Here is a 26,212-nt window from a genome sequence, read left to right on the forward strand (position 1 = left end):
ACCATGGATCTTTCGACTTTGATGCCGCAACAGCTGCAGATTGTCAAAACGCTCGACCGCCCGCTGTTTGTCTCGGCGGGCGCCGGTTCGGGTAAGACCTTTACCCTCACGCGCCGCATCGTCTATGCGCTCTCGCCCGAATCCGGTCCGTTCGTTGAGCATCTGGACCAGGTGCTCGCCATTACCTTTACCAAAGATGCCGCGGCCGAGATTCGCGACCGCGTGCGCCGTGCGCTTATCGACGAGGGCATGGACGAGGAGGCACTGACCGTCGACGACGCGTGGATCTCGACCATTCACGGCATGTGCTCGCGTATCCTGCGCGCGCATGCGCTGGAGCTGGGCATCGACCCCGAGTTCACGGTGCTCACCGATACCGACGAGCTTATGGACCAGGCTGTTGAGCACGTGCTGGCCCGCGCGACGGCACCCGATGCCGCCCCCGAGCTCGCGGCATCGCTCAAGGCCCTCTATGCCTGGTATCCCATGGCGGGCGAGGGCGGTTCCTTTGGCACCGGCACGACCATCAAGGGCCTGGTGCGCGACCTGCTGGAGCTGTCGAGCCAGTTGCCGGGCGGTATGGACGACGTGCGCGTGGCGCGCGGCCAGGCCGATACCTCGGCGCTCGCCGATGCCTATCGCGCGGCGCTGGGCGCAAGCAAGTCCTCGACCGAGAAGGCGCAGGCGGCGCTCGATGCCATCGACGCGTTCGAGGCGAGCGACAAGACCATGGTCGATGCGGCGCGACTCATGATGTCGTGCGGCATGCCGCGGGCGAGCAAGGCATTCCCCAAGGAGCAGGCCGAACTGCTCAAGGCAGAGGCCGCCGATGCATTTATCAATATCGTGCTTGCCTGTGGTGGCCCGGCGCTCGATGCGCTGGTGGGCCTGGCCCGTTCCGTGGAGGCCGAGTATCGCGCGCTGAAGGCTGGCCAGTCCGCCCTCGATAATAACGACCTGCTGCGTATGGCTTACGAGGCCCTGCGCGATTACCCTGCCATCCGTGCTGCGTACGAGGGCCGCTTTAAGATGGTCATGATCGATGAGTTTCAGGATACCGACCAGATGCAGGTCGATCTGATCCGTTACCTGACGGGTGCGGGGGAGCGCGCGCTGTGCACCGTGGGCGATGCGCAGCAGTCCATCTATCGCTTCCGTGGCGCCGAGGTCGAGGTGTTCCGTCGTCAGGAGCGCAAGGTGGGCTCGTCTGCCGCGCCCGAGGCGACTGCCGTGGTCGACGCCCCTGCCGGCGAACTCGTCAAACTCGTGCGCAACTTCCGCAGCCACGACGAGGTACTGCGTTACGTGGCACGCGTCTTCGACGGCGATGACGGCGGCCTGATGCAGGGCTTTTTGGATCTTGAGGCGAGCGACGGCCGCAAGGACACGCTGGTGGCAGACGCCTCGCGTCGCCAGGCCCTCTTTGTTGCCGGCGGCAGTACGCAGGAACGCACACAGGCCAAGGCCCGTGCGATCGCCGAGCGATTCCGCGCGCTTGCCGATGCCGGCCAGCCCCAGGGCGGCATGGTGCTGCTGCTGGGCCGCATGACCAACGCCGACGTCTACGCCCAGGCCTTCCGCGACCAGGGGCTCGACTGCGTCATCGCGGGCGGCTCGGTCTTTGCCCAAGCAGCCGAGGTGCAGACGGTGCGCGCCCTGGTTTGTGCGCTCGCCAATCCGGCCGATACGGCGCAGGGCCTTATGCCGCTGCTCGCCTCGCCGATGTTTGCACTCGGCGCCCAGGAGTTCCTGGCGCTGGCGACCAAACTCGACGATCAGACGGGCGAGACGTCGCGCCGCAACATCGATGCGGGCATCATGAGCGATTCCGATGTGCCGGGTTTGCAAGACTTGCCGCTCGTGACGCGCGCCCGCGAGGTGCTGCGGTATGCGCTTCGTCGCGTGGGCCGCGATTCGTTCGCCGCCATCGCGCACGACGTGGTCAACGCCTCCGGCTGGTTTGTACGTCTGGCACAGCGTGGTCCCGAGGGCAAGGCCATTGCCGCCAACGTGCTCAAGGCACTCGACGCCGTGGCCGAGGAGGAGGCCGAGTTCGGCAACTCGCCGCGTTCCATCGCGCTGGCCTTCGACCGCTTCTTGGCGGGCAAGGAAGCCCCAGGTGCCCTCAACGAGGAAGGCGACGGCGCGGTGCGCATCATGACGGTGCATGCCTCCAAGGGTCTGGAATATCCGGTCGTGGCGGTCGCCGAGTGCTTTGGCGTGCGTAAGTCCTCGGGTGCGGCACAGATGGGTCGCGTCGAGGGCGGAGCGCAGGTCGTGGCACTGCCGGCACGCTTCGGCGGCGTTAAGCTCGCCGACGGTACCTTTGTGAAGGGTGACGACGTCAAAAAGCAGTTTGAGCACGCGTTTAAGGGCAAGGGCACGTCGCTGTGGCTGCCGCCGGAGCTCATGGAGGACGTCTGTGCGACGGGTTCTCCCGCCGAGGCATTTGCTCGCCTGCGCAACGACGACCTGCAGCTTTCGCTCGAGGAGCGGGCTCGTCTGCTCTATGTCGCCATGACGCGAGCGCGTGAGCTGGTCATTCTGGCGATGGATGCCGGCGTGAGCCGCGGCAAGGTGACGGCGCCGACCTTCGATGTCGAGACCGATCTGACCTACGATGTGCTGCGCCGTATTTTGCCGACCGACGCTCTGGATATGCCGCAGCTCGATGCCGACCGCCTGGTGTTCGACAACTCCCATCTGGGCGACTACGAGCTCATTTCGCTCGCGGGCTTTACCTTTGGCGAGCAGGCGTTTGAGGCCAACGCTTCGCTGGATGCCGAGGGCAGGCTTGTTCGTGGCGATGCCGATGCAGATGCTGCCGACGATTCGGCCAGTACAATCGTCCCCGGTCCTGCCGACCCCAAGCCCGATGCGTTTGAGCTCGTGTATCCCCAGGCGGTGGGCGTGCGCATGGGCATCTGTCCGTATCCGATGCGTGACTCGTATAGCTACTCGTCAATCGCCGCGGCACTCCATGCCGAGACGGAAGACCGTGCCGCCGAGGCTCGTGTTCCCATGGACGAGGCTGGCGATGATGCGGAGTCGGATGGCTCGGAGATGACGGATGCAGACGTGGCCGCTGTCGAGCCCGCCGGCAATCCCATGGCGCTGGGCTCGGCCTTCCACGCCGCCTGCCAGTGGCTCATCGAGATGGGTGCCGACGCGTTGCCCGCCGCGCGTGCCGATGCGCTGGCACGCTTGTGGCGCCTGACGCCGGAGCAGCGCGAACGCTTCGACGTTGCCCTGGACCGCTGGCTCAAGTCGGCTGTTCGTGCCGACCTGCTCGCGTGGCCGTGCGTTCGCGCCGAGGTGCCGTTCTTTTCGCTGGGCTGCGAGGACGAGGACATCGCTCGCTACGGTGCCTATGCCGAGGGCGCCATCGATGCACTGGCCACCGACCCGGCCGATCCGTCGCGCGCCCTGGTCATTGATTACAAGACGGGCGGCACGCCGGACGAGACGCCGGACCAGCTGCTCGAGAAGCACGCCCTGCAGGCGCGCGTTTACGCCGACGTGTTGCACAAGGCGGGCTTTGAGGCCGTGACCGTCAAGTTCGTCCGCGTGGAGCAGCCGGATCCGACCCTCTTCGTCGAACCCGCCGAACCTCAAGTGGTCACCTACAACTTCTAGCCCTCAGATAACTTGCGGTGGAATACGGACTGTTTTGGCCAAAAAAGCCGCCAAACAGTCCGTATTTCACTGCAACTGCAAGAGGAGCCGTGTTGGTTTGGCTAGGTTCGGGTGCCGTCCGCGCCGTGCGGTAAAATCGTTCAGTCAGCACACGAACCCGCATCGGAGCTCATTACATGGCATTCGTCCATCTGCACAATCACACTGTTTTCTCCATGCTCGACGGCGCAACCCGTATCCAGGATATGGTCAACCGTGCCGTTGAGCTGGGCATGCCCGCCGTGGCCATTACCGACCACGGCTACATGTATGGCGTGCCCGACCTGGCGCTGGCCTGCGACGCCGTCAACCACAATACGCCCGAGTACAAAACCTGGAGCCACGACAAGGCCTTCTTGGAAAAGGACCGCCGCGACGAGCTGGTGGAGCCCGATCCCGAGGAAAACCCGCGCGAGCATGCCCAGTATGTGAAGGACATGGCCATGTGGGACGAGAAGGGCAATATCGACGAGCTCAAGCCGCCCCTGGTCATCAAGCCCATCTTTGGCTGCGAGGTCTACTTTACGCCGGACGAGACGCTCGCCCGCGACCATAAGCCCGAGCTCTATCACATGATCCTTCTGGCCAAGGACCAGGAGGGCTACGTCAACCTGATGCAGACGGTTTCCGAGGCCGCCGTGCAGGGCTTTTACTACAAGCCGCGCGTGACGCTCGACAACCTGCGCCGCCACGCCAAGGGCATGATCTGCACGAGCGCCTGCATCGCGGGCATCATCCCCAAGTACATCGACCGCGGTGACATGGAGGGCGCCGTCAAGTGGGCCGAGACCTTCCGCGACACCTTCGACCCTGGCGACTTTTACATCGAGATCCAGGAACACGGTATTACCACCGACAACGGCCTGACCGACGAGCAGATGGACCGCACGCTCATCGACATTGCCAAACAGGTGGGTGTCAAGGTCATCGCCACCAACGACTTCCACTACCTGCGCCGCGAGGACGCGCCCGTACAGGACGTCATCATGTGCATCGGCATGAACGCCAAGGTCGACGACCCCAACCGCATGCGCATGACCGGCTCGGAGTTTTACATGAAGACCGAGGAGGAGATGCGGGCGATGTTCCCGTATTGCCCCGAGGCCTGCGACAACACGCTCGAGATCGCCGACAAGTGCTACGTGGAGCTGGACTGGGATTCCATCATCCTGCCGCGCTTCCCGCTGCTCGACCCCGGCGAGACGCACGAGAGCCAGTTCCGCCGCGAGTGCGAGAAGGGCCTGCGCCAACACTATGGCGATGACTGGGCCACACGCGAAATCGGTGGCGTCAACATCAAAGAGCGCTTTGAGTACGAATACAAGGTCATTTGCGACAAGGGCTTTGCCGCCTACTTCCTCATCGTTGCCGAGTACGTGCAATGGGCCAAGGACAACGGCATCGGCGTCGGCCCCGGCCGTGGCTCGGCCGCCGGCGCTATCGTCGCCTACGCCATGAACATCACCGCGTTCGACCCGCTCGAGAACGGCCTGATGTTCGAGAGGTTCCTGTCCCCGCAGCGTACCGAGATGCCCGATATCGATATGGACTTCGACGATGAGCGGCGCCTCGAGGTCGTGGAGCACGTTCGCCAGCTCTACGGCCCCGAGAAGGTCACCCACGTTATCACCTACTCGACCATCAAGGCCAAGCAGGCCATCAACGATGCCGCGCGCGTTCTGGACTACCCGGTCTACATGGGCCAGCGCCTGTCCAAGATGGTCTCGAGCGACCCCAAGGTCAAGCTCAAGCAGGTACTCGAAAAACAACCCGGCAAAGAGGATCTGTTTAACCCCGACTTTGCCGAGGCCTATAAAAAGGACGACGACGCCCGCCGCATCATCGACACGGCGCTCTCGATCGAGGGCCTTACCCGTGGCGAGGGCGTGCACGCGTGCGCCGTTCTGATTTGCCGCGACCCCGTCAACGAGCACGTGCCCACCAAGCTCGATACCAAGGGCGGCGTCGAGATTACCCAGTACGAGGGCCATACCGTTGCCGACATGGGCCTGCTCAAGATGGACTTCCTGGGCCTGCGTACGCTGACGGTTATCTCCAAGGCCAAGGCCAACATCAAAAAGAACTTCGGCATCGACATCAAAGAGGAAGAGATTCCCTTTGACGACCCCGAGATCTTTAAGCTCATGGGCTCCGGCCACACCGCCGGCGTCTTCCAGGTCGAGTCCGCCGGCATGACGGCCACGATCAAGAACATGAAGCCCACCGAGTACAAACACGTCGTGGCATTGATTGCCCTGTACCGCCCGGGCCCTCTGGGCGCCGGCATGGTTTCGTCCTATATCAACCGTATGAACGGCAAAGAGCCGGCCGTCTCCTATGACGACCGTCTGGACGACATCCTGGGCGAAACCTACGGCACCATGGTCTACCAGGAGCAGGTTATGCTCATCTCCGTCGAGATGTGCGGCTTCTCCAAGGGCGAATCGGACTCGCGTATCCGTAAGCCCGTGGCTAAGAAAAAGATCAAGCTGCTCACCTCGACGGTGCTCCACTGGGAGGATGGCTCGGACGAGACCACCTACGACCACTGGATGAACGGCGCTATCAAGAACAACTACACGCGCGAGGTCGCCCAGAAGATTTGGGACGATGTTCTAGAGTTCGCGTCCTACGCCTTTAACAAGTCGCACTCCGCCGGCTACGCCATCCTGGTTATGCAGACGGCGTGGCTCAAGGCGCACTATCCGCACGAGTACATGGCGGCCGTTCTGACGTCCTATACGGGCAAGACCGACAAGATCGTTCACTACGTCTCGGCGTGCCGTCATGACGGCATCCCCGTGCTGTCGCCAGATGTCAACGAGTCGGGTACCGAGTTCACGGCTACCAAGGAGGGCGTGCGCTTTGGTCTGGCCGGCATCCGCGGCGTGGGCACTGGCGTGGCGCAGGCGATTATCGCCGAGCGCGAGGCGGGCGGCCCGTTTAAGACACTGCACGACTTTGTCGAGCGCGTGGACTCGAGCCAGGCTAACCGTCGCGTGATCGAATCGCTCATCAAGGCAGGTGCTTTCGACTCCACGGGGTATCCGCGTCGTCAGATGATGCACTTTGTGGATAAGAACAACCCCGAGAACATCATCGATGCCGCGGTAAAGCGCCAGAAAGATCGCGCGAGTGGCCAGACGTCGTTCTTCGATATGTTTGGCGACGTTGAGGGCTCGGGCTTTGAGGTGAGCGTGCCCGATCCGGACGGCCAGGAGTGGGACCGTCACCTTAAGCTGAGCCAGGAGAAGGAGGTTCTGGGCATCTATGTCTCGGACCACCCGCTGCGCCCGTTTGAGTATGCACTAGCCAAGGCACGCGACTTCTCGTTCTCGCAGATCGATACCGGCTACGAGGTGCAAAACCCCACGGGCGGTACCATCAACCAGGAGATTCCCGAGGGCAAGGCGCTGTGGTGGGCCGGCATGGTCTCGAGCGTGTCCAAGCGCGTGACCAAAAACGGCGACCCCATGGGTATTGTGCAGCTCGAGGACATGGAAGGCGAGGCCACGGTCGTGGTGTTCCCCAAGACCTACAAAGAGGCCGAGGGATACCTGTACGGCGAGGTCGATCCCGAGACCGGTGCGCAGCTGTCTGATGCGTTTGTTCGCATTAAGGGCAAGCTCGAGCGTTCGGACCGCGGCGACCAGATCATCGCGCAGGAGATCGTGCCGCTTGAGCTTAACGAGGAGAACAACAAGCCCAAGGTGTTTGAGGTCATGGTGCCCAACAGCCGCTTTAGCCAGGGCAATATGGCGCGTCTTGCCACGGTGCTTACCGCCAACCCGGGCGGCGACCGCGTGGAGATCTTTATCGAGCAGGTGGACGGGCGCGTACTGCGTGCCGAGGTGCCGGCCAAGGTCAACGCACGCTCGATTCCGCTGCTGGCAGAGGCCAAGGCCATCGTGGGTAACCAAGGCCGCGTGACGGTGATCTAAGGGCGACCTTGCTGGTCCGCGCGAGATTGGAGGAAGTGATGGCACAGGGGACGTTTGTGCAGGCGCTTCGCAAAGAGGCGGCGTTGAGCGGCACCTTTATGAAGGGGCGTTCGCTCATGCTCAACGGTGCCGTGCTGTCGTTTGAGGACTCCGGCTCGCGCTTCTCCAAAAACGTGAACATCGAGGGCTCGGTGCGCGGCTCGCGCGGCGACCTGTACAAGACGCACGTGGCGCTCGACATGGACGAGCACGAGGTTATCGACTACGACTGCGATTGCCCCGCCGCCTTCCGCTATTCCGGCATGTGCAAGCACGCCATCGCCACGGCGCTGGCGTATCTGGATGCCAGTGGCGCCGAGCCCGTCGAGGGTTTGCGCACGCCGGTCCGCACGTTTACAGTACCGCCCGCACAGTCCAAGCAGCCCACGCGCTCCGCGCCCACCGCATCTGCGGTCAACCCCAACTTTCCCTTCCCGGCGCCCGTCCCCACGAGCCCGAGCCTTGTGGCGGCGCTTTCCGATCTTTCGGACGCGCGCATGGACGAGCTCGCGGTCATGCGTCGCAAGCTCGCCAGCACCATTGACCCCGATGCGCCCAAAGCGGTGCTGGAGCCCTCGCTGGTGCCGTACTACAATCCGCTGTTTGCCGATCGTTTTAACTGGGCGCTCGAGTTTCGCATTCGTAGCGGTTCGGTGTCCTACGTGGTTAAGGATATCGACGGCATGGCCGATGCCTATGTGCGCGGCGGTACGTTCTCCTATGGCAAGAAGCTTACGTTTGCCCATGTGCCCGAGGCTTTCGATGACGTGTCGACAAAGCTGCTCGACTTTATCGCAATGACGGTCGCCTACCTAGGCGATATTACGAGCTCGCGCTCGGCGTCGTATGACTTTGTCCGCAACGGTTTTGTCGCCGAGCGTCAGTTGCCGGTATCCGAGCATTCCATCGTGTCCGTGCTGGACCTGCTGCGCGGCAGGACCATGTCCTTTGAGCCTGCTTGGTCGCGGGGAACGACGACGCATCGCACCTACGAGGTGGCAGTCGAGCCGTCGCCGCAGGGGGAGGGCGAAGTCCCGGCTAAGCGCCCGCCGCTCCTTGCCGCCAAGATTGCACCGGCGGCGGGAGGCAGCTACGACTTGCGCCTGCCGGCCGATACGTACTGCTTTGTCGCAGGCGACGCAGCCTATCTGGTCGATACGCGCCGCGCGCGCCGTACCGACACGGCGTTTGCCCAGCATGCGGCGCCGTTCCTATCGCACTTGTTGCCCTGCCGCATGCCGGTCCATATCGCCGCCGACCAGGTGGGCGAGTTCTGCCGCATGGCGCTGCCGATCTTGCGCGACTACACCGACCTGACCGCTCCCGCCGTACTTGACGCCGTGGCGCCCGAGCCGAGTTTTGCCATGGCGATTGGCGTCGACGATGGCCTTGTGACCTGCAAGATTACGGTGGCCTACGGCGATTGGTCGGCAGATCTCTTTAGTCTTGGTGCTCCGGGCAGTCCTTTCGAAGAGCAACGCCCCGGCGTTCCGCCCCGCGATACGCTGGCGGAGTTTCGCGTTATGGACACGGCTGCCCTGTACTTTGATTTCCGCGAGGGCGGCCTGGCGTTTGAGGAGCGCGATGACGAGAGCCTGTTCCACTTGCTGACCGAGGGCCTGTCTGCCCTGTCCGAGCTTGGAGAGGTCATGCTCAGCGACCGCCTGCGCCAGATTTCGGTCCGCCCTGCGCCCAAGCTCTCGGTGCGCGCCACCGTCAAGAGTAACTTGCTCGATGTCGAGCTGGGCGCGAGCGGGCTTTCGGCTGCGGACCTTGCCATCTACCTCGACTCCTACAAGCGTCACCAGACGTTTGCGCGTCTCACGTCGGGCGATATCATTCGCCTGGATGAGGGGGCGCGCGCCGCGTTTGGCCTTGCCGAGGATCTGGGGGTCGATGCTGTCGACCTGCTCGACGGCGTGTCGCTTCCCGCGTCGAGTACCCTGTTCGTCGACAGCATGCTTGCGCGCACGCCGGCGCTTGAGGCCGATCGCGACGCTGCGTTCCGCCGTACCGTCGAGCGCCTGGACACGCTCGGCAAGATGGACTTTACGGTACCTGCCTCGCTCAAGGCCACGCTGCGTGGCTACCAGGTCGACGGATACCAGTGGCTCGGCTCGCTCGAACACCTGGGCCTTGGTGGCATCTTGGCCGACGACATGGGCCTGGGCAAAACACTCCAGATGATCGCGCATGTCCTGGCGCGCGTGGAGGCGGGGGACATCAAGCCCACGCTCGTGGTATGCCCGGCCTCGCTCGTGTACAACTGGACTGCCGAGCTGGAGCGCTTTGCGCCCTCGCTCGATGTTTGCGCAATCGTGGGCGCCAAGGCGCAGCGCCGCGTGCAGATTGCCGGCGTGGCTGAGCATAACGTGGTCGTGACGTCGTATGACCTTATGCGGCGCGATATCGACGAGTACGTCGAGCAGAACTTTGCCCGTGTGGTGCTCGATGAGGCCCAGTACATTAAAAACCCGCTCACCCAGGTGGCTCGCGCCGCCAAGCGCCTGCCTGCCGGCGTGCGCTTTGCTCTGACGGGCACGCCCATCGAAAACCGCCTATCCGAGCTCTGGAGCATCTTCGACTTTTTGATGCCGGGCCTGCTGGGCACGCGTGAATCGTTTGCAAAGCGCTTCGAAAGTCCGGTCGAGCACTCCGAGGGCGACAGCGCCGCTCGCCTGCAGGCACTCGTGTCGCCGTTTGTGCTGCGCCGTGTCAAGGAAGACGTGGTGGCCGATCTGCCCGAAAAGATCGAGGACACTGTCGTGGCTCAGCTCGCCGGTGAGCAGCGCAAGCTTTACCTGGCAAACCAGGACCGCATTGCCCAGCAAGTGCAGCACCGCGAGGCATCCGAGTTTAAGAAAGACAAGCTCAAGGTACTCGCCGAGCTCACCAAGCTGCGCCAGATCTGCTGCGACCCGCGTCTACACTACGAGGATTACAAGGCGGGGAGCGCCAAACTCGATACGTGCATGGAGCTCGTGCACGGCGCACTCGACGGTGGTCATCGCATCCTGTTGTTCAGCCAGTTTACGGGCATGCTCGATATCATTGGCAAGCGCCTGGCCAAGGAGGATATCGCCTTCCTCAAGCTCACGGGCGCATCGTCTAAAGAGAGCCGCGCCAAGATGGTCGCACAGTTCCAGGCGGGCGAGGTGCCGGTCTTTTTGATCTCGCTCAAGGCGGGCGGTGTGGGCCTTAACCTGACGGCGGCCGACGTGGTCATCCACTACGACCCGTGGTGGAACGTGGCGGCGCAGGACCAAGCGACCGACCGTGCGCATCGTATTGGCCAGCAACATACCGTGACCGTGTACAAGCTCATCGCCAAGGACACGATTGAGGAACGCATTATGCAGATGCAGGAGTCCAAGCGCGACCTGGTCAACAGCGTGCTCGGCGGCGACGGCATCTCGTCGGCGCTGTTTACCCGCGAGGATGTTCTGGCGCTGCTCGGCGGCGACGGGCGCTAGCCGCGCGCGGGGTGGGACTGCTGGAATGGGCAGGACGGTCGACGCATTTTGGCCCGACCGCTTGCCTGATCCGTTATGTGTTCATTTGCAATGCCGTGGATGGTTTGTCTGCCTTTGGGCATAAGAACCATCAAGAACATTGGCACATCAGCAAAGGAGAACATCATGGCGAAATTCTTTAAGGACCCTGACGGCAAGCTCATCGCTGCCCTTGGCGACGGCGTTGCGACCCCTGCCGGTTGCACGGAACTGACTGCAAACACTGAGGACGCGGCGCACGAGAAGCACGTGCCTGTTGTCGAGACCGAGCGCGACGGTCACGTGATTCGCGCACGCGTTGGCTCGGTCGAGCACCCCAGCCTGCCCGAGCACTACATTGAGTGGATCGCGCTTGAGGCCGAGGGCCGCTTAGAGGTCCATTACCTTGAGCCCGGCATGAAACCCGCGACGTTTTTCGCGGGCGGCTCCAAGACCGGTACCGTCTATGCCTACTGCAACCTGCACGGGCTGTGGTCCGCGACATTCTAGGAGCGCGCCCCCGCTCGGGGTATCATAGCTAGCATATGCACATGCAAGCGCCGGCTGCATTATGCGGCCGGCGCTTTTACTACGATTTCGATGGTTTACGACGGAAAGGGCTGAGCCATGAAGCTCGCGCTTGCACAGATCGATATGCGCCTTGGGGATATTGAGGGCATTTGCGGCCGCATCGAGGACCAGGCTCGTCTGGCCCACGAGCGCGGGGCGCGCGTGCTGTGCGTTCCGGCTCCGCTCTTTATGGGCGCCATGCCCGGTGGCCTGGTGGGCGCTGCTGACTTTGAGCACGACGTGCTTGCCGGTTTGACTGGTGTCGCCGAGCGTATCCAGGAGCTTGACATGATCTGCATCGTGCCCGCGGCGGTTTCGTTTGAGGGCCAGCCGCTGCTCGACTACATGATGCTCAAGGACGGTCATGTGGTGCCGGCGCGTTCGAGCATTGCCCTGCAGCGTGGCGAGAACAACGACACGCGTTGGGCGCCGCCGGTGTTCGACGTGGACGGCGTGCGCATCGCCGTGATTTTTGACTTGGACCGCGAGCTCGAGATGTTGCCGACCGGCGTCGACCTCATTGCCTATTTCCAATTCAACGCGTTTGACATGACCGACCGCGAGACTGCCGCCATTGCCGCCGTTCGCAGCGGCGCCTACCGCAAGATCGCATCCAAGCGCAGCGTGTGGTTTGCCTGCATGGCGCCGGTCGGTGCCTATGACGAGTCGGTGTATACCGGCGGTTCGTTTGTGCTCGACGACTGCGGTCGCGTGGTGGCCCAGGCGCCGTGTTTTGAGGAGAGCCTGCTGGTTCAGGAGATTCAGCGCGGCGTGATGCTCGATGCCCTGGAGGATCACGAACTGCCCGAGTTCCGTTCCGAGGAGTGGCTGTGGCAGGCGCTGGTGCTCGCCGTGCGCGACAACGCCCGAGCCCACGGTACGTCGCGTGCTGTGGTGGCACTCGAGGGCGACTTGCCGTCGTCTTTGCTGGCGGCGCTGGCCGTCGACGCTCTGGGCCCGCGTAATGTGATTGGCTTGGTGCTGGGGCGCAACCGTATCTTTACGCCGGCGCAGGAGGAGGCCGAGGCTGCCCGCTGTGCCGCCGTCCGTGCCATCGCCGAGCGTTTGCACATTCGCACTGTCGAGCGCGATGTACCGGATGCGGCGCGTGTGCTCGATCGCGACGTGTCGGCGGGCGATGCCGAGCGTCTGCGCTTGCGCACGCTGGGCCTCATGCTGGAGGACACGGCGCTCGAGCTGGGCGCGATGGCGCTGAGCCCGCTGTCCAAAACCGAGTATGCGCTGGCGGCGCCGGCGCTTTGCGGCGGTTACCAGGGCGACTTTGCGCCCTTTGGCGATGTGTACCTGTCGACGCTTGAGTTTGTGGCGCGCGTGCGCAACCGCACGTCTGCCGTGGTGCCCCAAGAGCTCGTGACGCTCAACGCGGTGGAAGACTGCATGGAGCGAGTGTTGGCGCAGGCGCTCTCGACGCTCGATGGTCCGGTCGATATGCTCGACCGCGCGGCACAGCTGCTCGGCGGGCTTGAGCCGGGTGAGGTCGATGGCGCGCTCGAGGCGCACGTGGACCGCAGCCGACCCTTCGACGACATCCCGATGGCCGCTGGCAAGCCTGAGGCCTGCTCGCTGCTGCTGATGCTCGTGCGTCAGGGCGAGGCCGCCCGCCGCATGCTGCCGACGGCGCCGATCGTCTCGGCCCGTTCGTTTGCCGAGCGTGCCTGGCCGTATATGCTCGCGTGGTCCGACCTGGGGCTTAACGGCAAGGAGCGTATGACGGTCGATTCGCTGGCGCGCGCCGAGGTGCGCCGTTTTGCTGACGAGGATACGAGCGAGCGCGTGCGAAACGAGATGATGGGCGTGCTGGGCGAGCTACTGGGTATTTCGCCCGAGCAGATGGAGGAGCTGCGCTCTGAGGACGGTCAGCGTCGTTTGCATGAGGGAATGAAAAAGTTCGAGGGCGAGGTTCAGGACGCCATCGATAAGATGATGGGCGGTCAGGGCGGCTCGCAAGGTAGTCCCCAGGGTGGTCCGATGCCGCATCCGCCGGTGGATCCGAGGCAGTTCCCCTTTTTCTCGCAGAACTAACTATGGGATAGGATTCGCTTCCAACCCTGACACTTCAACTGAGCATCTTGGCCCCGTTGTGTTATTCTAGAACAGACGTTCGTGAATGATGCGCGGGGCCTTGTCTTGCGTTGTGCTTGTGGCGAGGGGAGGTTGGCTTGGTTATCTTGGGCATTGACCCCGGTTTGGCTCATACGGGTTGGGGAATTATCGAGGAGCGGCGTGGCGAGGTTCGCTGCCGTGCCTATGGCTGCATCGAGACCAGTGCCGGAAGTTCGCTCGCGGTGCGCCTGTCGCATATCGCCCGCGACCTCAAGGATGTCGTGGAGCGCTATCGTCCCGATACCGCTGCTGTCGAGAGCATCTACTTTGGCGCCAACGTTCGTTCCGCCATCCCCACGGCGCATGCCCGCGGTGCTGCACTCGTCGCACTTTCGGAATGCGCGCTCGAGATTGGCGAGTACACGCCCATGCAGATCAAACAGGCTGTGGTGGGCACCGGCGCCGCGGACAAGCGGCAGGTCGCCTACATGGTACGCACGCTCACACAGCTCGATCACGACCCGCATCCCGACCATGCCGCCGATGCCCTGGCCTGCGCCATCTGCCACGTAAACCTCAGCCGCACCCGCGCCCTCACCGGTGGCGAGTTCTATCAACAGAGAGGAACCGGATACTGATGATTTCCCAGCTCCACGGAACGCTTGTCGAGGCCACGATGAGCTCTGCTGTCGTCGATGTGTCGGGCGTTGGCTTTGAGCTCGGCATCTCGGGCAGCACTGCGGCCACGTTGCCGACGCCCGGCGGCGAGGTCCGCCTCTACGCGCGTATGCAGGTGCGCGAGGACGCCATGACACTTTTCGGTTTTTCCTCAAAGGATGAGCGCACGATGTTCGACCGGCTCGTGTCCGTTTCGGGCGTTGGCCCGCGCCTGGCGCTTGCCGTGCTTTCCACCTATACCGTGGAGCAGCTGTACTCGCTGGTGATGGCCGAGGACGACAAGGGCATGGCCAAGGTACCCGGTGTGGGCAAAAAGACAGCTCAGCGTCTGATCCTGGAGCTCAAGAGCACCTTTGCCAAGGACAAGGGCTTTGTGCCGGTCGATGTGATTCCCGGCCAGGTTGCGATGCCCGTGCCCGCTGCTGCTCCCTCGGCCATCGATGATGCCCGTGCGGCGCTCCTTTCCATGGGCTTTAGCCCGCAGGAGACCGATGTTGCCCTGAGCGGGTATGATGGGCAAAATATGCGTGTCGAGGATCTGCTCGGCGCGGCGCTTAAGCGACTCGGAATGGATGCGTGATGTGGGAAGCCGATGACTCTCAGGACCTGTGGGCGACGCCCGGCAACTCGCCGGCGGCATCTATGGCGCACGGCGAGCGCATGGTGGGCTCGGAGCTGACGGCCGAGGACCTCGATGTCGACCGCACTTTGCGCCCCCAGCGCCTGGACGACTACTGCGGCCAGGAGCACATCAAGCAGAGCCTGCGCGTGTTGATCGAAGCGGCGCAGAGCCGTGGCGAGACGCTCGACCACGTGATTTTCTCGGGTCCTCCGGGTCTGGGCAAGACCACGCTGGCCACCGTTATCGCCAACGAGCTGGGCGCTCAGATCAAGACGACGAGTGGCCCTGCCATCGCGCGCACGGGCGACCTGGCGGCCATCCTTACTAACTTGCAGCCGGGTGATGTGCTGTTTATCGACGAGATCCACCGCCTCAACCGTTCGGTCGAGGAGGTCCTGTACCCCGCGATGGAGGACTTTGCCCTCGATATCGTGATTGGCAAGGGTCCGGCGGCGCGCTCGATTCGCCTGGATATTCCCAAGTTTACGCTGGTAGCGGCAACGACCCGCTCAGGCATGTTGACCGGCCCGTTGCGCGACCGCTTTGGCATTTCGTATCGCCTGGATTACTACACGGTCGAGGAGCTCGCGCAGATTGTGACGCGCTCGGCGACTATCCTGGGCGTGACGATCGACCATCCCAGTGCACTCGAGATCGGCTCGCGTTCGCGCGGCACGCCACGTCTTGCCAACCGCTTGCTCAAGCGCGTGCGCGACTATGCGCAGGTGCGCGGCAACGGCCCCATCGAGCTCGATATCTGTCGCCAGGCGCTCGAGTTCTTCGAGATCGACGAGCTCGGTCTGGACTGGATGGATATTCGTATCTTGGAGACGCTTGCCAAGACGTTCTCCGGTCGTGCCGTGGGACTTACGACCCTTGCCAGCGCGGTGGGCGAGGACCCGGGCACGCTCGAGGATGTCTATGAGCCCTATTTGCTGCAGTGCGGGTTGATGATTCGTACGCCGCAGGGCCGTCAGGCAACCCTTCGCACCTTTGAGCACCTGGGGATTGAACCTACCGTTTAGGGCGCTTTGTTTTGGCGGGCTGTTGGGCTATCGCTGGGCATCGGGTAAACATATCGCCGTTCATCGGTTATGGGTGTTTTACTGTTGCGCGCCCGTGCTATGCTGAATTGGTCTTTTTCTCATTCGGTAACGAAAGGACCGCCCATGCCTACTGACATCGAAATCGCACGTTCTGTCACGCCGCTGCCTATTACCGAGGTGGCCAAGAACGCCGGCGTCGACGTTAAGCACCTTATTCCGTACGGCTTCGACAAGGCTAAGGTCGACTATTCACTGCTCAACGAGCCGACTGATCACCAGGCCAAGCTCGTTCTCGTGACCGCTATCAACCCAACGCCTGCGGGCGAGGGCAAGACCACCACGACCATCGGTCTGGCCGATGGCTTGCGTCGCCGCGGCGTCAAGAGTGCCGTGGCCCTGCGCGAGCCTTCGCTCGGCCCTGTCTTTGGCGTTAAGGGCGGTGCTGCCGGTGGCGGCTGGGCTCAGGTGATCCCCATGGAGGATATCAACCTGCACTTTACCGGCGACTTCCACGCTATCGGTGCTGCCAACAACCTGCTGGCCGCCATGCTTGATAACCACATCCAGCAGGGCAATCAGCTCGGTATTGACGTTAAGCGCATCACCTGGAAGCGCGTCGTCGACATGAACGACCGTCAGCTGCGCCATGTTATCGATGGCATTGGCGGTAAGGCCCAAGGTGTGCCGCGCGAGGACGGCTTCGACATCACCGTTGCCTCCGAGGTCATGGCAATCCTGTGCCTGTCTACGAGCATCAACGACCTCAAGGAACGCTTGGGTGAGATTGTCGTCGGCTATAGCTTTGCCGGCGAGCCCGTCCGTGCCCGCGACCTCAAGGCCCAGGGTGCCATGGCCGCGTTGCTTAAGGACGCGCTTAAGCCCAACCTGGTGCAAACGCTCGAGGGCACGCCCGCGTTTGTCCACGGCGGTCCCTTCGCCAACATTGCCCACGGCTGCAACTCTATTATGGCCACGCGTATGGCGATGCGCTTTGGCGATGTTGCCATTACCGAGGCCGGCTTCGGTGCCGATCTGGGTGCCGAGAAGTTCCTCGACATCAAGTGCCGCATGACGGGCGTTCGCCCCAGCGCCGTCGTGGTCGTCGCGACCGCTCGTGCGCTTAAGTACAACGGTGGCGTCGCCAAGGCCGACCTCAACGAGGAGAACCTCGAGGCACTCAAGGCTGGCATGCCCAACCTGCTGCGTCATGTCGACAACATCCAGAACGTTTATGGTCTGCCCTGCGTGGTCGCCATCAACCGCTTCCCGACGGACACCGAGGCTGAGCTTGCACTCATCGAGTCCGAGTGCCAGAAGCTCGGCGTCAACGTTAAGCTTTCCGAGGTCTGGGCCAAGGGCGGCGAGGGCGCGCTCGAGCTGGCCGATGAGGTCATGCGTCTGATTGAGCAGCCGAGCGAGCTCAAGTTTGCCTATGAGGACGGCGCTGATGTCGCTGATGCCCTCGAGGCCGTTGCCACCAAGGTCTACCGCGCCGACGGCGTTGACTTTACGCCGGCCGCCAAGCGCCAGCTCGCCGAGCTGCGCGAGAACGGCTTTGGCAACCTGCCGGTGTGCGTCGCCAAGACGCAGTACAGCTTTAGCGACAACGCCAAGGCCCTGGGCGCTCCCGAGAACTTCCGCATCACCGTGCGTGAGCTCAAGGTTTCCGCCGGTGCCCACTTTGTGGTCGCGCTGACCGGCAGCGTTCTGACCATGCCGGGTCTGCCCAAGGTGCCCGCGGCCGAGAACATCGACGTCGACAACGACGGCAACATCACCGGCCTGTTCTAAGTCTGCTGTCCATAGCTGCTTGTCCGCCCCGCCGTGCCCACAAGGCCCGGCGGGGCTTTTTGATCCTTAGGCCCGCGCATGTCTTGTAGATACCGACGGACTCTGCCCATCATAGGCTTTTGCGCGGGTAGAATGCATGGATAACTTGAAGCTCACGCGCGACGGAAAGGAATCGTTGCATGGATCAGGACAAGACAACCGTGATGGGCGGCTACGGTTCCGCGCAGGCTGGCGATAGCGCCGATGCGACCCGCGTTGTTCCCAACCCCGGTTATGCCGACCCCGCCGCGACGCAGCCTTCTGCCGAGCCCACCCGGGTTATGGGCTATGGCGACACGGCGCAGGATTCTTACGCTGCATCTTCGCAAGGCCCCTATGGCAACGCAGCTCCGGATCCGTTTGATTACACGCCGCAGGATTCTTATGCTGCCTCGACGCCGAATCCCTATGACAACCTGCCGCAGAATCCCATTCCGCAGCCTCAGCAGACGACGTATATGCCTCGCACGGCGCAGCCTCGCTACGAGTCGCGCGAGCCGTATCGCGAGTACCCCAAGTCGATTCCGCAATATAGCGAAGACGAGGAGAAGAGGCCGTCGCGTTCGTCGAGCGTGATCAAGAAGATCCTCATCGTGCTGGCGATTTTCTTTGCGCTGTCGGTTGTGTTTGCCATCGTGTCGGGCATGCTCAACAAGCGGGGGAGCTCAACGGCCGATACCGCTGCCGAGCAAACCGAGTCCGCCTCGTCTAGCACCGTCGATCTGAGCGATATCCCGGGGCAGTATTGGTCCAACGCCAAGAAGCTTCTCAAGTCGCGCGGCGCCGATCTTTCGAATGCCGTGGTCCTGACTGATGATGGCTCAACGCCCGTCGTCGATGCCAACTGGGTCGTTACTTCTGCCTACTATAACGACAACGGCAACCTCGAAATTCAACTCACGCACAAGAACAGCTCGGGCAACTCGTCCGACGGCCAAAGCGGTACCGACAGCTCGAGCTCCAATGCGCTGGAGGACTTGAGCAACAAGGCACAGGAGTTGGGAGACAAGGCGCAAGAGCTGGGCGATACGGCGCAAAACCTGGGCGATACCGCGCAGAACTTGGGCGGCATGGCGACGGATGCCTGGAACGCACTGCAAAACGGCATCTCGGGCGCGCAGGGAAACTAGCGGACGAGCGGAGCGGGGCTACAGCTGCTCGGCCGGACGCTCGGGCGAGCTGAAGCCCGAATCAAACGTGACGACGCATGAGACGTCGGGTCGGCGCTCGTGCACGATGCGCGTGACGAGCTCCAGCAGCTCCTCGTCGGATATGTCAAAGCCGTCGGGACGCACCAGGTCAAACGAAACGAACCCGTCGTGCTCGTGCAGGTCGTGGATGGAGAGCGCGGGATCGATCTGCATGACGCCGCGCTTGACCCAGCCGCGCAGGTCGTCGCCAGTGGTGGCGATGGGGTCGCAGTGTAGCGTGATACCGATGCCCATCTGGCGCTTGATGTCGTGCTCGATGGTGTCCAGAATCTCGTGGTGCTCAAACGCGTCGCCCTCGCCGGGCATCTCCACGTGGGCGCTGGCAAACTGACGACCGGGGCCGTAGTCGTGCACCATCAGGTCGTGTGTGCCCAAGACCTGCGGATAGGACATGATCTTGTCGCGGATTGCTTGGACGAGCTTGGGGTCGGGCGCTTGCCCCAGCAACGGGCTGATGGCGTCGCGCACCAGGCCCATGCCGCTGATGCAGATAAAGATGCCCACACCCAGGCCTGCCCAGCCATCGAGGTCAAAGCCGGTCGTCTGCGAAATAAGCGCCGCCACCAAGACCGAGCCCGAGGTGATGACGTCGTTTTTGGAGTCCTGCGCCGTGGCGATGAGCGTTTCCGAGTCGATGCGGTCGCCCAGCGTGCGGTTGAACGCGGCCATCCAGAGCTTAACCAGCATGGACAGAACAAGGGCAGCCATGGAGAGCGCCGAATACACGGTGGGCGAAGGCTTGATGATCTTGGTGACCGACTCGAGGATCAGGTTGATGCCGACGGCGCAAACCAGGACGGCGACGAACAGGCCGGCTAGGTACTCGTAGCGTCCGTGGCCATAGGGGTGGCCTTCGTCTGCCGGGCGGCTGGCAAGGCGGAACCCGAGCAGGCTCACGATGTTGCTCGAGGCATCGGAGAGGTTGTTGAAAGCGTCGGCGATAAGCGAGACGGAGCCGGCGAGCAGGCCCGCGATGCCCTTGGCCAGGCACAGGGTGATGTTGAGGCCAATGCAGATGAGGCTTGCGGCAAAGCCCGCGTTGGTGCGGCAAGATGCATCGACCGGCTCGCTCTCGCTGCCGGGAACAAGCGTATGTACCAGCCGATTTTCAAATAGCATAGCGGTCGTCCTCACAATCATGTTTAAGGCGATAGTGTAGCTCGCGCGGGGGCGCCGTGCACCGATGCTCAGAAAATGCAGCAATAGTCTGCCGGTGCTAACGAGCGAGCCTTCTCGTCTGCCTGGTTGGTCCATTTTGGGCCACATGGGTATGGGCATGTGCCTGTTTGCTCGACATACTTAATGTCGACAGCCCCTGTGCAAAGGAGGACGTTTCCATGGACGAGATGTTTGCCATTAAATGTCAAAACTGCGGCGGTCCTATGTACTCGCACCAGGCTAAGCGCAGTTTTGAGTGCGCCTATTGCGGTGCGGTCATTCCGTGGCAGGCGGACGCCGGAGAGCCCAAGAGCGCCCTGGGCATTCGCCATGCGCCGCTGACGGTTGTCGATGGGCTGCTTAAGCTCACGCACGTCTCGCAGCTCGAGCGCCCAGAGGACCCGGACTGGTATTTCTTCAATTCGCACTGGCGCAACCAGTCGGTTCTGGAGCATCTACTGTGGGAGGACCGCGGCACGGCGCAGGAGTTTCAAGAGGCTACGCACGTGAGCATTCCGTGCCCCTTCTGTGGTGCGTCCTTTGAGGGCGAGTCAACGCAGCGTGTGTTTGAGTGCCCGTCCTGCGGCAACAAGATCGGCATTGCCGACCTGCTTAAGCCCGGTACGTTTAGCAAGCGCCTGACCATGGGCGTTGGTGCGGAGTATGTACCCGAGCAGGGTATTCCCTGCGAGATAACGCCGCAGCAGGCACGTGCTAACGCGCTACAGCTGGTGCGCCAGTATGCGGAAGCTTTTGCCGGGCACGATGTGGAAGACGCGATCCAAAACGACATGATGCTCTTCTACTTTCCCATGGCGCTCGCGGATTTGCGCATGATGGCGTCCTTCCCGTGCAAGGGCCTGAGCAAGGAGACCTTGGTGTACTACGAGGTGCTCGACTGGGCCTATCCCAGGGCAAACTACCTGGATGTTCGCCTTATGGGAATTTTGGAGCCGTGGGACTTTGCCAAGGTTGGGCCGTTTGATCCGGCCATGCAGGAAGGCGACTTCCGCGTCGTTTCCGTCGATGCGTCCACCAAGGACCAGGTGGTTATTGATAAGCTGGCGCTCGACATTGCCGGCAACGATGCCGAGGCGGTATTGGGGCTCAATAAAAAGAGCATCCGAACCTGGGCGCGCAAGGCCCGCAAGCATAAGGACGGCCTGGTGATGGTACCGGTCTACTTTGTCGATCGTCCGGCGACGGACAGCCGCGATGGCGAGCAGGTGCGCATTGCCGTAAACGGCCAGACGGGTCGTGCGGCCGCGGTAGTGTTTAGTGACAAGCGCGAAACGCATGTGGTGGCGCCGCTCAATCCGAGCCTGCATCTGTCCGGCGAAAGTACCGTGCATGCCACGCCCATCGAGGTCAAATACGTTAAATCGCCGTTCCTATACCAGATCGTACGCCGTGGAGGCGGCGAGCAACCGCGTCAGGTGGCAGCGGCGGCGGAGGGTTCGTACCGAGAGGAAAAGCCCAAACGTCGCGGCCTGCTGGGTGCGTTATTTGGGAAGTAGGGAAGCGCAGCCGGTTGGCGCTGCGATGCGATAGTTAGAGGAACGGGGCAATCCGCAGAAGTGCGGACTGCCCCGTTTTTGTGTTGCGGGGAAGTACTGGGCACTTCATTAAAGGTCTTCGCACGGACTCGAATTTCAATGTCGTCTAACGCCTTCGTGCAGGATTCCCGAAGTGACTAAAATGTGACCATAGAGGCAGTTTTAGCGAACCCCACGGGAGTGACGCGTATGGACAACAACACGCTGCTATTCCAGGACAAAGGTTCGGGTAGGTTTAAAGACGTCAAGATCTACCCTAACCGCATTGAGGTACTCAAGAAGGGCACTTTTGGCGGCAAGCACACCGAGATTGTTTATCTTAAGGACATTACGGGCGTCAATAGAATCAAAGGCCGCGATGTTTTTCTGCGCAATCGTCTGTTGACCGCTTGCGTCTTTAGCCTGAGCAGCCGTGCGAAGGCCCAGGAGTTTGTTAACGCGCTGAACATGGTGATGTAGCCGATAGCGGCGTTCGGGCCAAGGTAAAAATCGGGGGCACAGAACGGTGTTCTGCGCCCCCGATTGAGTCGATGTGTCTAAAAGGCCGGCTTGCCTATTCGACAACGTCCTCGTTGTTTTCACCGTCACTGGCAAGCATCGCCGCGCCGGCGACCGTTGTCGCCACGGCGGCGGCAGCGAGCCCGGCGGCAACGCCAGAGCTGTCGCCCGTGTCGGCGAGCTTTCCGCCCGAGCCCTTGCCCTTGTTGCCCTTACCGTTCTTATCAGCGCTGCCTGCGTTGGAACCCGTGCCGCTGCCGGTGCCGGTGCCGCCTGCACTGTCCGAGGCCGCTACGGTAAAGCTTGCGGCTCCGTCGCTGGCGAGCGTGTAGTTCTGCGCCGCGTTGCCCAAGAGACCGTTCACGCGCACCCAGTACGTTCCTGCGGCAAATGTTTCGCCCTCGGCCATTGCTGTGCCCGGAGCGCCGTTCGCGTCGTGCACAAACTCGAGCTGGGCCGTGCAGGCATCGGTTTCGAGCTTGCCCTCGAGTGATGCCGCAATCTTGGCGCGCGCGTCTTCGCCGGCCTTAAGGCCTTCAAGTCCCTCAAAATGGGGCGTCAGCGCGCGTGGGTCGATATCGATGGGTACGGAGCCCTGCAGCCCCGTAACGGTCTCGTTGCCCAAGGCGTCGACATCCACGTATTCGATGGTAAACGCATGGCCCGAAGCCGCCACGTTGAGTACGTTGCTGCTGTCGACAAGGCGGAAATGGCCCTCGCCAACGGTCTTGCCATCCTGGAGCGAGGCATCGCTCAGCGAGTCGCCGTACGTCATGCGCATGCGGGTCGGGAGGCAGCACGAAGCCGACTGCGTGTGCTTCGTATCGTAATTGTAATTGCGCTGGTAGATGCTCCGGGCCAGCGCCGCATCAACAAAGTCGGATGCGATGATGCCAATGTGCTTGAGGTAATCTGACTTTGTATCCTCGGTGCCGCTGGGATTGATGTACGGGCTCTTGTACAGATGCTCGTTGACTACTCGTGCCGAGGTAAAAGGATTGCCTCCGTGCGACAAGCCCGTGCAGCTGGTGTAGTTGATAGACCAGCAACGCTCCTGGACTTGCACCTCGGCCCCGGCATCGTCCACGACGTCCACCTTGTTGCACGTGCGCCCGGTCGTTTCCTTCAGCGCATTATCGACCCAGCTGAGCTTGTCGGTTCCCGTGAGTTTGTACTTGTCCTGGGCATATACCTTGGTGCAATAGGGCTCTTCATTGCCCGTTTCCCCTATGGCTTCAAATCCCCGCGCGTCTTGGACGAGACACATCGACTGCCCGGAATGCGCCTTGATCTTGTCATCCCATTGGGTGAGGTCGAGGCCCCACGTGTGGCCGCTTACGCTGTTGCCGGCGAGCCCAAATCGACGCAGCAGGACGATCTTTCCGCGCACCTCGCCCAGCGTGGGGACGTGGCTCGACGTGTAGAACAGGTTGGGGTTATCGGCCATAACCTTGGCGAAGGCCGTCGTTATGCTTTCGTCGGTAGCCTCATCGTTGCCGCGCGATGCGAGCATGATGAGCGCTTCTGACGGGTTTTCGTTCAAAAACGTTTTGAAGTACCCGATGACATCGGAGAGATGCAGATAGTTCCCGTCTTTTTTTGAGTAGGTAGAAAATCCCGTGGTCGATGCCGGGGTCATCGCCCTTTCCGAGCCGGATATCAAAATAGCGAATGCCTTCGAGCAACTGCGTGGGAATGTAATCCTGCTGGCATTTTACTTGCGAGGATTGGGGCTCAGTGTCGTTGTCCACGCTGCAGGTGCCCGAATCGTGCGTACCCGGGATGCTCAGCTCGTCGAGGAACTTGTTGTCGTCGACGTATTTCATCCAACATGGTCCGTCGACGTAGCTGCTGTACGTGATCCAGTCGAGGCTGCTAACCGTGGCATCGTTCTTTTTCATGTCGTAACCGATAAGTTCGAGCTCCCACGGAATGCTCTTACTCTTATGGCAGATCTTATTGTTGTCCTGGTCTTCGCCGTTCGATTCTATTGCCAGGTACTTAATGTCTTTTTTCTCGGTTTCTTTCTCGACCGTGCGGTCTCGGATGATATAGGTTCCGTTTGATTGACGCTCGAACGCAAAAGCGCGGCTGGGCTTGTTGTCATACTCGCCGCCCCATACGTGGATGACCTTTCCATCTTTGTCAGAGTCGTCGTCGACCGACCAAATGCTGTAGCCCGTCTTTTTATGCTCTTCGAAATTGAGCAAGGTGCGGATAGCATACCAGTTTGTATCGTCATTCTTGGTCGTTACGTTCTCAAGGATGAGCTTGCTGGACGTGCCGTCGTTAAACAGGTGGCAGACGTTGCCGCGAACGTTGCCGTCTTGGTTGACGCTCGCGGTGCGAAAATAGCCCGCGGGGCGAAGGCGAATGACGAAATTGTCGAGGCTGTCCGACGGTGCGGGTGTGTTGTCTGCAAATGCCGCTCGCAGGGGAATGCCCGGCGCTGCGGTTTCGGGCAGGCTTGCAAGTGGTGACAACGCCGCAAGCCCTAGGCCCAGCGTAAACGCTCGGCGGCTGATGGCATGGTGTTCGGTCATAACTTCTCCATTCGCAGAGTGCGGTTATGCGATAGTTTTGGTCACTATACTGCCCAGATGTTTAAAGATGCTGGTTTAATTGTCTGCGCGGCGCAATAAATCGGTGGGCGGACGTGTTGGGGTGTTTGTCGTTTTCGTACTGTTGCCACATTTGGGGCGGTTCCGGCGTCCGGCATCCTCGCGTTCGTCGGCTACAGGCATAAGAAAGGGAGGGTCGGTTTACCGGCCCTCCCTGGGTACGAAGCGCTGGGGTACCGTCGCTTGTTTGCACTGCGACCGTGTTTCCCGTTGCGCTCGCCAGTCGCTTAGCGCTTGATCTCGATATCGTCGAGCTTGACGTCCATGGCCTCGGTCTTGGCCTCGGCGATGTCGTCGGCAAATTCCAGAGACTTCATCATGGTCTCGACGGCGTCCTTGTGCTCCTCGACGTTGTCGATACGCACATACACACTGCCGCCGTCAACGTCGGTGAAGTATTCGGTCGTTACGCCGCCCGAGTGTGTATAGGAAGCGTTGCGCCAAGTCTTGCCGTTGTACTTGACGGGGTCATTCTCGGTCCACTCAAAGCTGGCATTCCACTTTGCCTCGTAGTCGAACAGCTCGTCGGCGTTCTTGTCAGGATCGAAGACGGGGATGAAGCGATCGCTGGCGTGCTCGCTCTCGGTGAACTTAAACTGGGCCCTGTCGGCGGTGTCGCCGGCAACGTCGGTAATCTCGACGCCCTCGGGAACCTCGACCTTAAACCAAATGAAGTCGGTCCTCATATCCACGGCTGGCTTTTCTGCCCCGCCGCCACCGCCACTTCCGGTAGCGTCGCCGCTGCCACCGCAGCCCACCAGGGCAACTGCGGCAAAGAGACTGATGCAGAGGGTGAGAATCGCAAAGGCCTTCTTTTTCATGGTCGTGTCCTCCTCGATCTGTAACCGCCCACGGATTACCTGCCTTTACTGTACGCGTGGACGGCTCCTTCGGGTGGGCCATGTGTCCCATTCTGGGGGCTGGAATTGCGCCGACAAGTGGCAATATGTGCGGTCGCAAAAGAGGGGAGGGCCGATGCTGTCGGCCCTCCCCGGGGTGAGGTGCCCGTTGATTTAATGGGGAGCGCGTGCGTGGGCGTTGCCCCAACAGGTTCCTTGTTTATAGATATGCCTCAGTTTTTGACGTCCGGAAGTCTCGAAAGGTGGGCCATGTGTCCCATGTTTGCGGTGCCGACGCCTATCGTTCGTCATAGAAATCCGCGATGGCCAGGTGCGCTGACGCTCATGTGCTTATGGGCTAGACTTAGCACCA

At 61.9% G+C, this 26,212-nt stretch carries 16 protein-coding genes; 12 read left to right on the forward strand and 4 right to left on the reverse strand.

The window, feature by feature from the left end:
* Positions 1 to 3 precede the first annotated feature (3 nt).
* The 10 genes from PMX60_RS00465 (at position 4) to PMX60_RS00510 (ending at position 19,086) form a co-directional block, all read left to right on the forward strand.
* Complete coding sequence (locus PMX60_RS00465; protein WP_271746499.1) at positions 4 to 3,636, forward strand: UvrD-helicase domain-containing protein; 3,633 nt, start codon at positions 4 to 6, stop codon at positions 3,634 to 3,636.
* A 176-nt stretch (positions 3,637 to 3,812) separates the two neighbouring features.
* Positions 3,813 to 7,616, forward strand: a complete 3,804-nt coding sequence (gene dnaE / locus PMX60_RS00470) for a DNA polymerase III subunit alpha (RefSeq protein WP_271746500.1) — start codon at positions 3,813 to 3,815, stop codon at positions 7,614 to 7,616.
* Positions 7,617 to 7,654: 38 nt separating this feature from the next.
* Positions 7,655 to 11,128 carry a DEAD/DEAH box helicase gene (locus PMX60_RS00475; protein WP_271746501.1) on the forward strand — a complete coding sequence of 1,158 codons (3,474 nt, stop codon included), beginning with the start codon at positions 7,655 to 7,657 and terminating at the stop codon, positions 11,126 to 11,128.
* Between the two features lie 165 nt (positions 11,129 to 11,293).
* On the forward strand, positions 11,294 to 11,656 hold the full coding sequence (locus PMX60_RS00480) for a desulfoferrodoxin family protein (protein WP_035137352.1): 363 nt from the start codon (positions 11,294 to 11,296) through the stop codon (positions 11,654 to 11,656).
* Between the two features lie 117 nt (positions 11,657 to 11,773).
* Entirely contained in the window at positions 11,774 to 13,759 is a 1,986-nt protein-coding gene (locus PMX60_RS00485; RefSeq protein WP_195544323.1) for an NAD(+) synthetase, read from the forward strand.
* A gap of 137 nt (positions 13,760 to 13,896) precedes the next feature.
* Positions 13,897 to 14,418, forward strand: coding sequence for a crossover junction endodeoxyribonuclease RuvC (ruvC, locus tag PMX60_RS00490; RefSeq protein ID WP_271746503.1), 522 nt, complete (start codon positions 13,897 to 13,899; stop codon positions 14,416 to 14,418).
* Complete coding sequence (gene ruvA, locus PMX60_RS00495) at positions 14,418 to 15,038, forward strand: Holliday junction branch migration protein RuvA (protein ID WP_271746504.1); 621 nt, start codon at positions 14,418 to 14,420, stop codon at positions 15,036 to 15,038. The genes ruvC and ruvA overlap by 1 nt, the downstream gene beginning before the upstream one ends.
* Positions 15,038 to 16,105, forward strand: a complete 1,068-nt coding sequence (ruvB, locus tag PMX60_RS00500) for a Holliday junction branch migration DNA helicase RuvB (RefSeq protein ID WP_022095140.1) — start codon at positions 15,038 to 15,040, stop codon at positions 16,103 to 16,105. The genes ruvA and ruvB overlap by 1 nt, the downstream gene beginning before the upstream one ends.
* A 144-nt stretch (positions 16,106 to 16,249) precedes the next feature.
* Positions 16,250 to 17,917, forward strand: a complete 1,668-nt coding sequence (locus PMX60_RS00505; RefSeq protein ID WP_022095139.1) for a formate--tetrahydrofolate ligase — start codon at positions 16,250 to 16,252, stop codon at positions 17,915 to 17,917.
* A gap of 179 nt (positions 17,918 to 18,096) precedes the next feature.
* Positions 18,097 to 19,086 carry a hypothetical protein gene (locus PMX60_RS00510; RefSeq protein ID WP_271746505.1) on the forward strand — a complete coding sequence of 330 codons (990 nt, stop codon included), beginning with the start codon at positions 18,097 to 18,099 and terminating at the stop codon, positions 19,084 to 19,086.
* Positions 19,087 to 19,104: 18 nt separating this feature from the next.
* On the opposite strand, the gene PMX60_RS00515 is transcribed toward PMX60_RS00510, so the two are convergent.
* Complete coding sequence (locus PMX60_RS00515) at positions 19,105 to 20,286, reverse strand: cation diffusion facilitator family transporter (RefSeq protein WP_271746506.1); 1,182 nt, start codon at positions 20,284 to 20,286, stop codon at positions 19,105 to 19,107.
* Positions 20,287 to 20,504: 218 nt separating this feature from the next.
* Here PMX60_RS00515 and PMX60_RS00520 point away from each other — a divergent pair, with 218 nt between their 5' ends.
* A complete protein-coding gene (locus PMX60_RS00520; RefSeq protein ID WP_271746507.1) occupies positions 20,505 to 21,842 on the forward strand; it encodes a TFIIB-type zinc ribbon-containing protein in 1,338 nt (445 codons plus the stop codon).
* Between the two features lie 228 nt (positions 21,843 to 22,070).
* The gene (locus PMX60_RS00525; RefSeq protein ID WP_022095134.1) at positions 22,071 to 22,340 is read left to right on the forward strand and encodes a hypothetical protein; all 270 of its coding nucleotides are present in this window, start codon (positions 22,071 to 22,073) and stop codon (positions 22,338 to 22,340) included.
* 94 nt (positions 22,341 to 22,434) lie between these two features.
* Here PMX60_RS00525 and PMX60_RS00530 read toward each other — a convergent pair whose 3' ends face one another.
* The 3 genes from PMX60_RS00530 to PMX60_RS00540 all read right to left on the reverse strand — a co-directional run bounded on the left by PMX60_RS00530 (position 22,435) and on the right by PMX60_RS00540 (position 25,821).
* The gene (locus PMX60_RS00530) at positions 22,435 to 23,892 is read right to left on the reverse strand and encodes a PI-PLC domain-containing protein (RefSeq protein ID WP_271746508.1); all 1,458 of its coding nucleotides are present in this window, start codon (positions 23,890 to 23,892) and stop codon (positions 22,435 to 22,437) included.
* Complete coding sequence (locus PMX60_RS00535; RefSeq protein ID WP_271746509.1) at positions 23,867 to 24,922, reverse strand: PI-PLC domain-containing protein; 1,056 nt, start codon at positions 24,920 to 24,922, stop codon at positions 23,867 to 23,869. The genes PMX60_RS00530 and PMX60_RS00535 overlap by 26 nt, the downstream gene beginning before the upstream one ends.
* A 305-nt stretch (positions 24,923 to 25,227) precedes the next feature.
* Positions 25,228 to 25,821: a hypothetical protein gene (locus PMX60_RS00540; RefSeq protein ID WP_195621080.1), complete on the reverse strand. Its 594-nt coding sequence runs from the start codon at positions 25,819 to 25,821 to the stop codon at positions 25,228 to 25,230.
* Positions 25,822 to 26,212: the final 391 nt, after the last annotated feature.

It is taken from the genome of Collinsella aerofaciens (genome assembly GCF_028206995.1).
GTDB classification, from domain to species: Bacteria; Actinomycetota; Coriobacteriia; order Coriobacteriales; family Coriobacteriaceae; genus Collinsella; species Collinsella aerofaciens_AQ.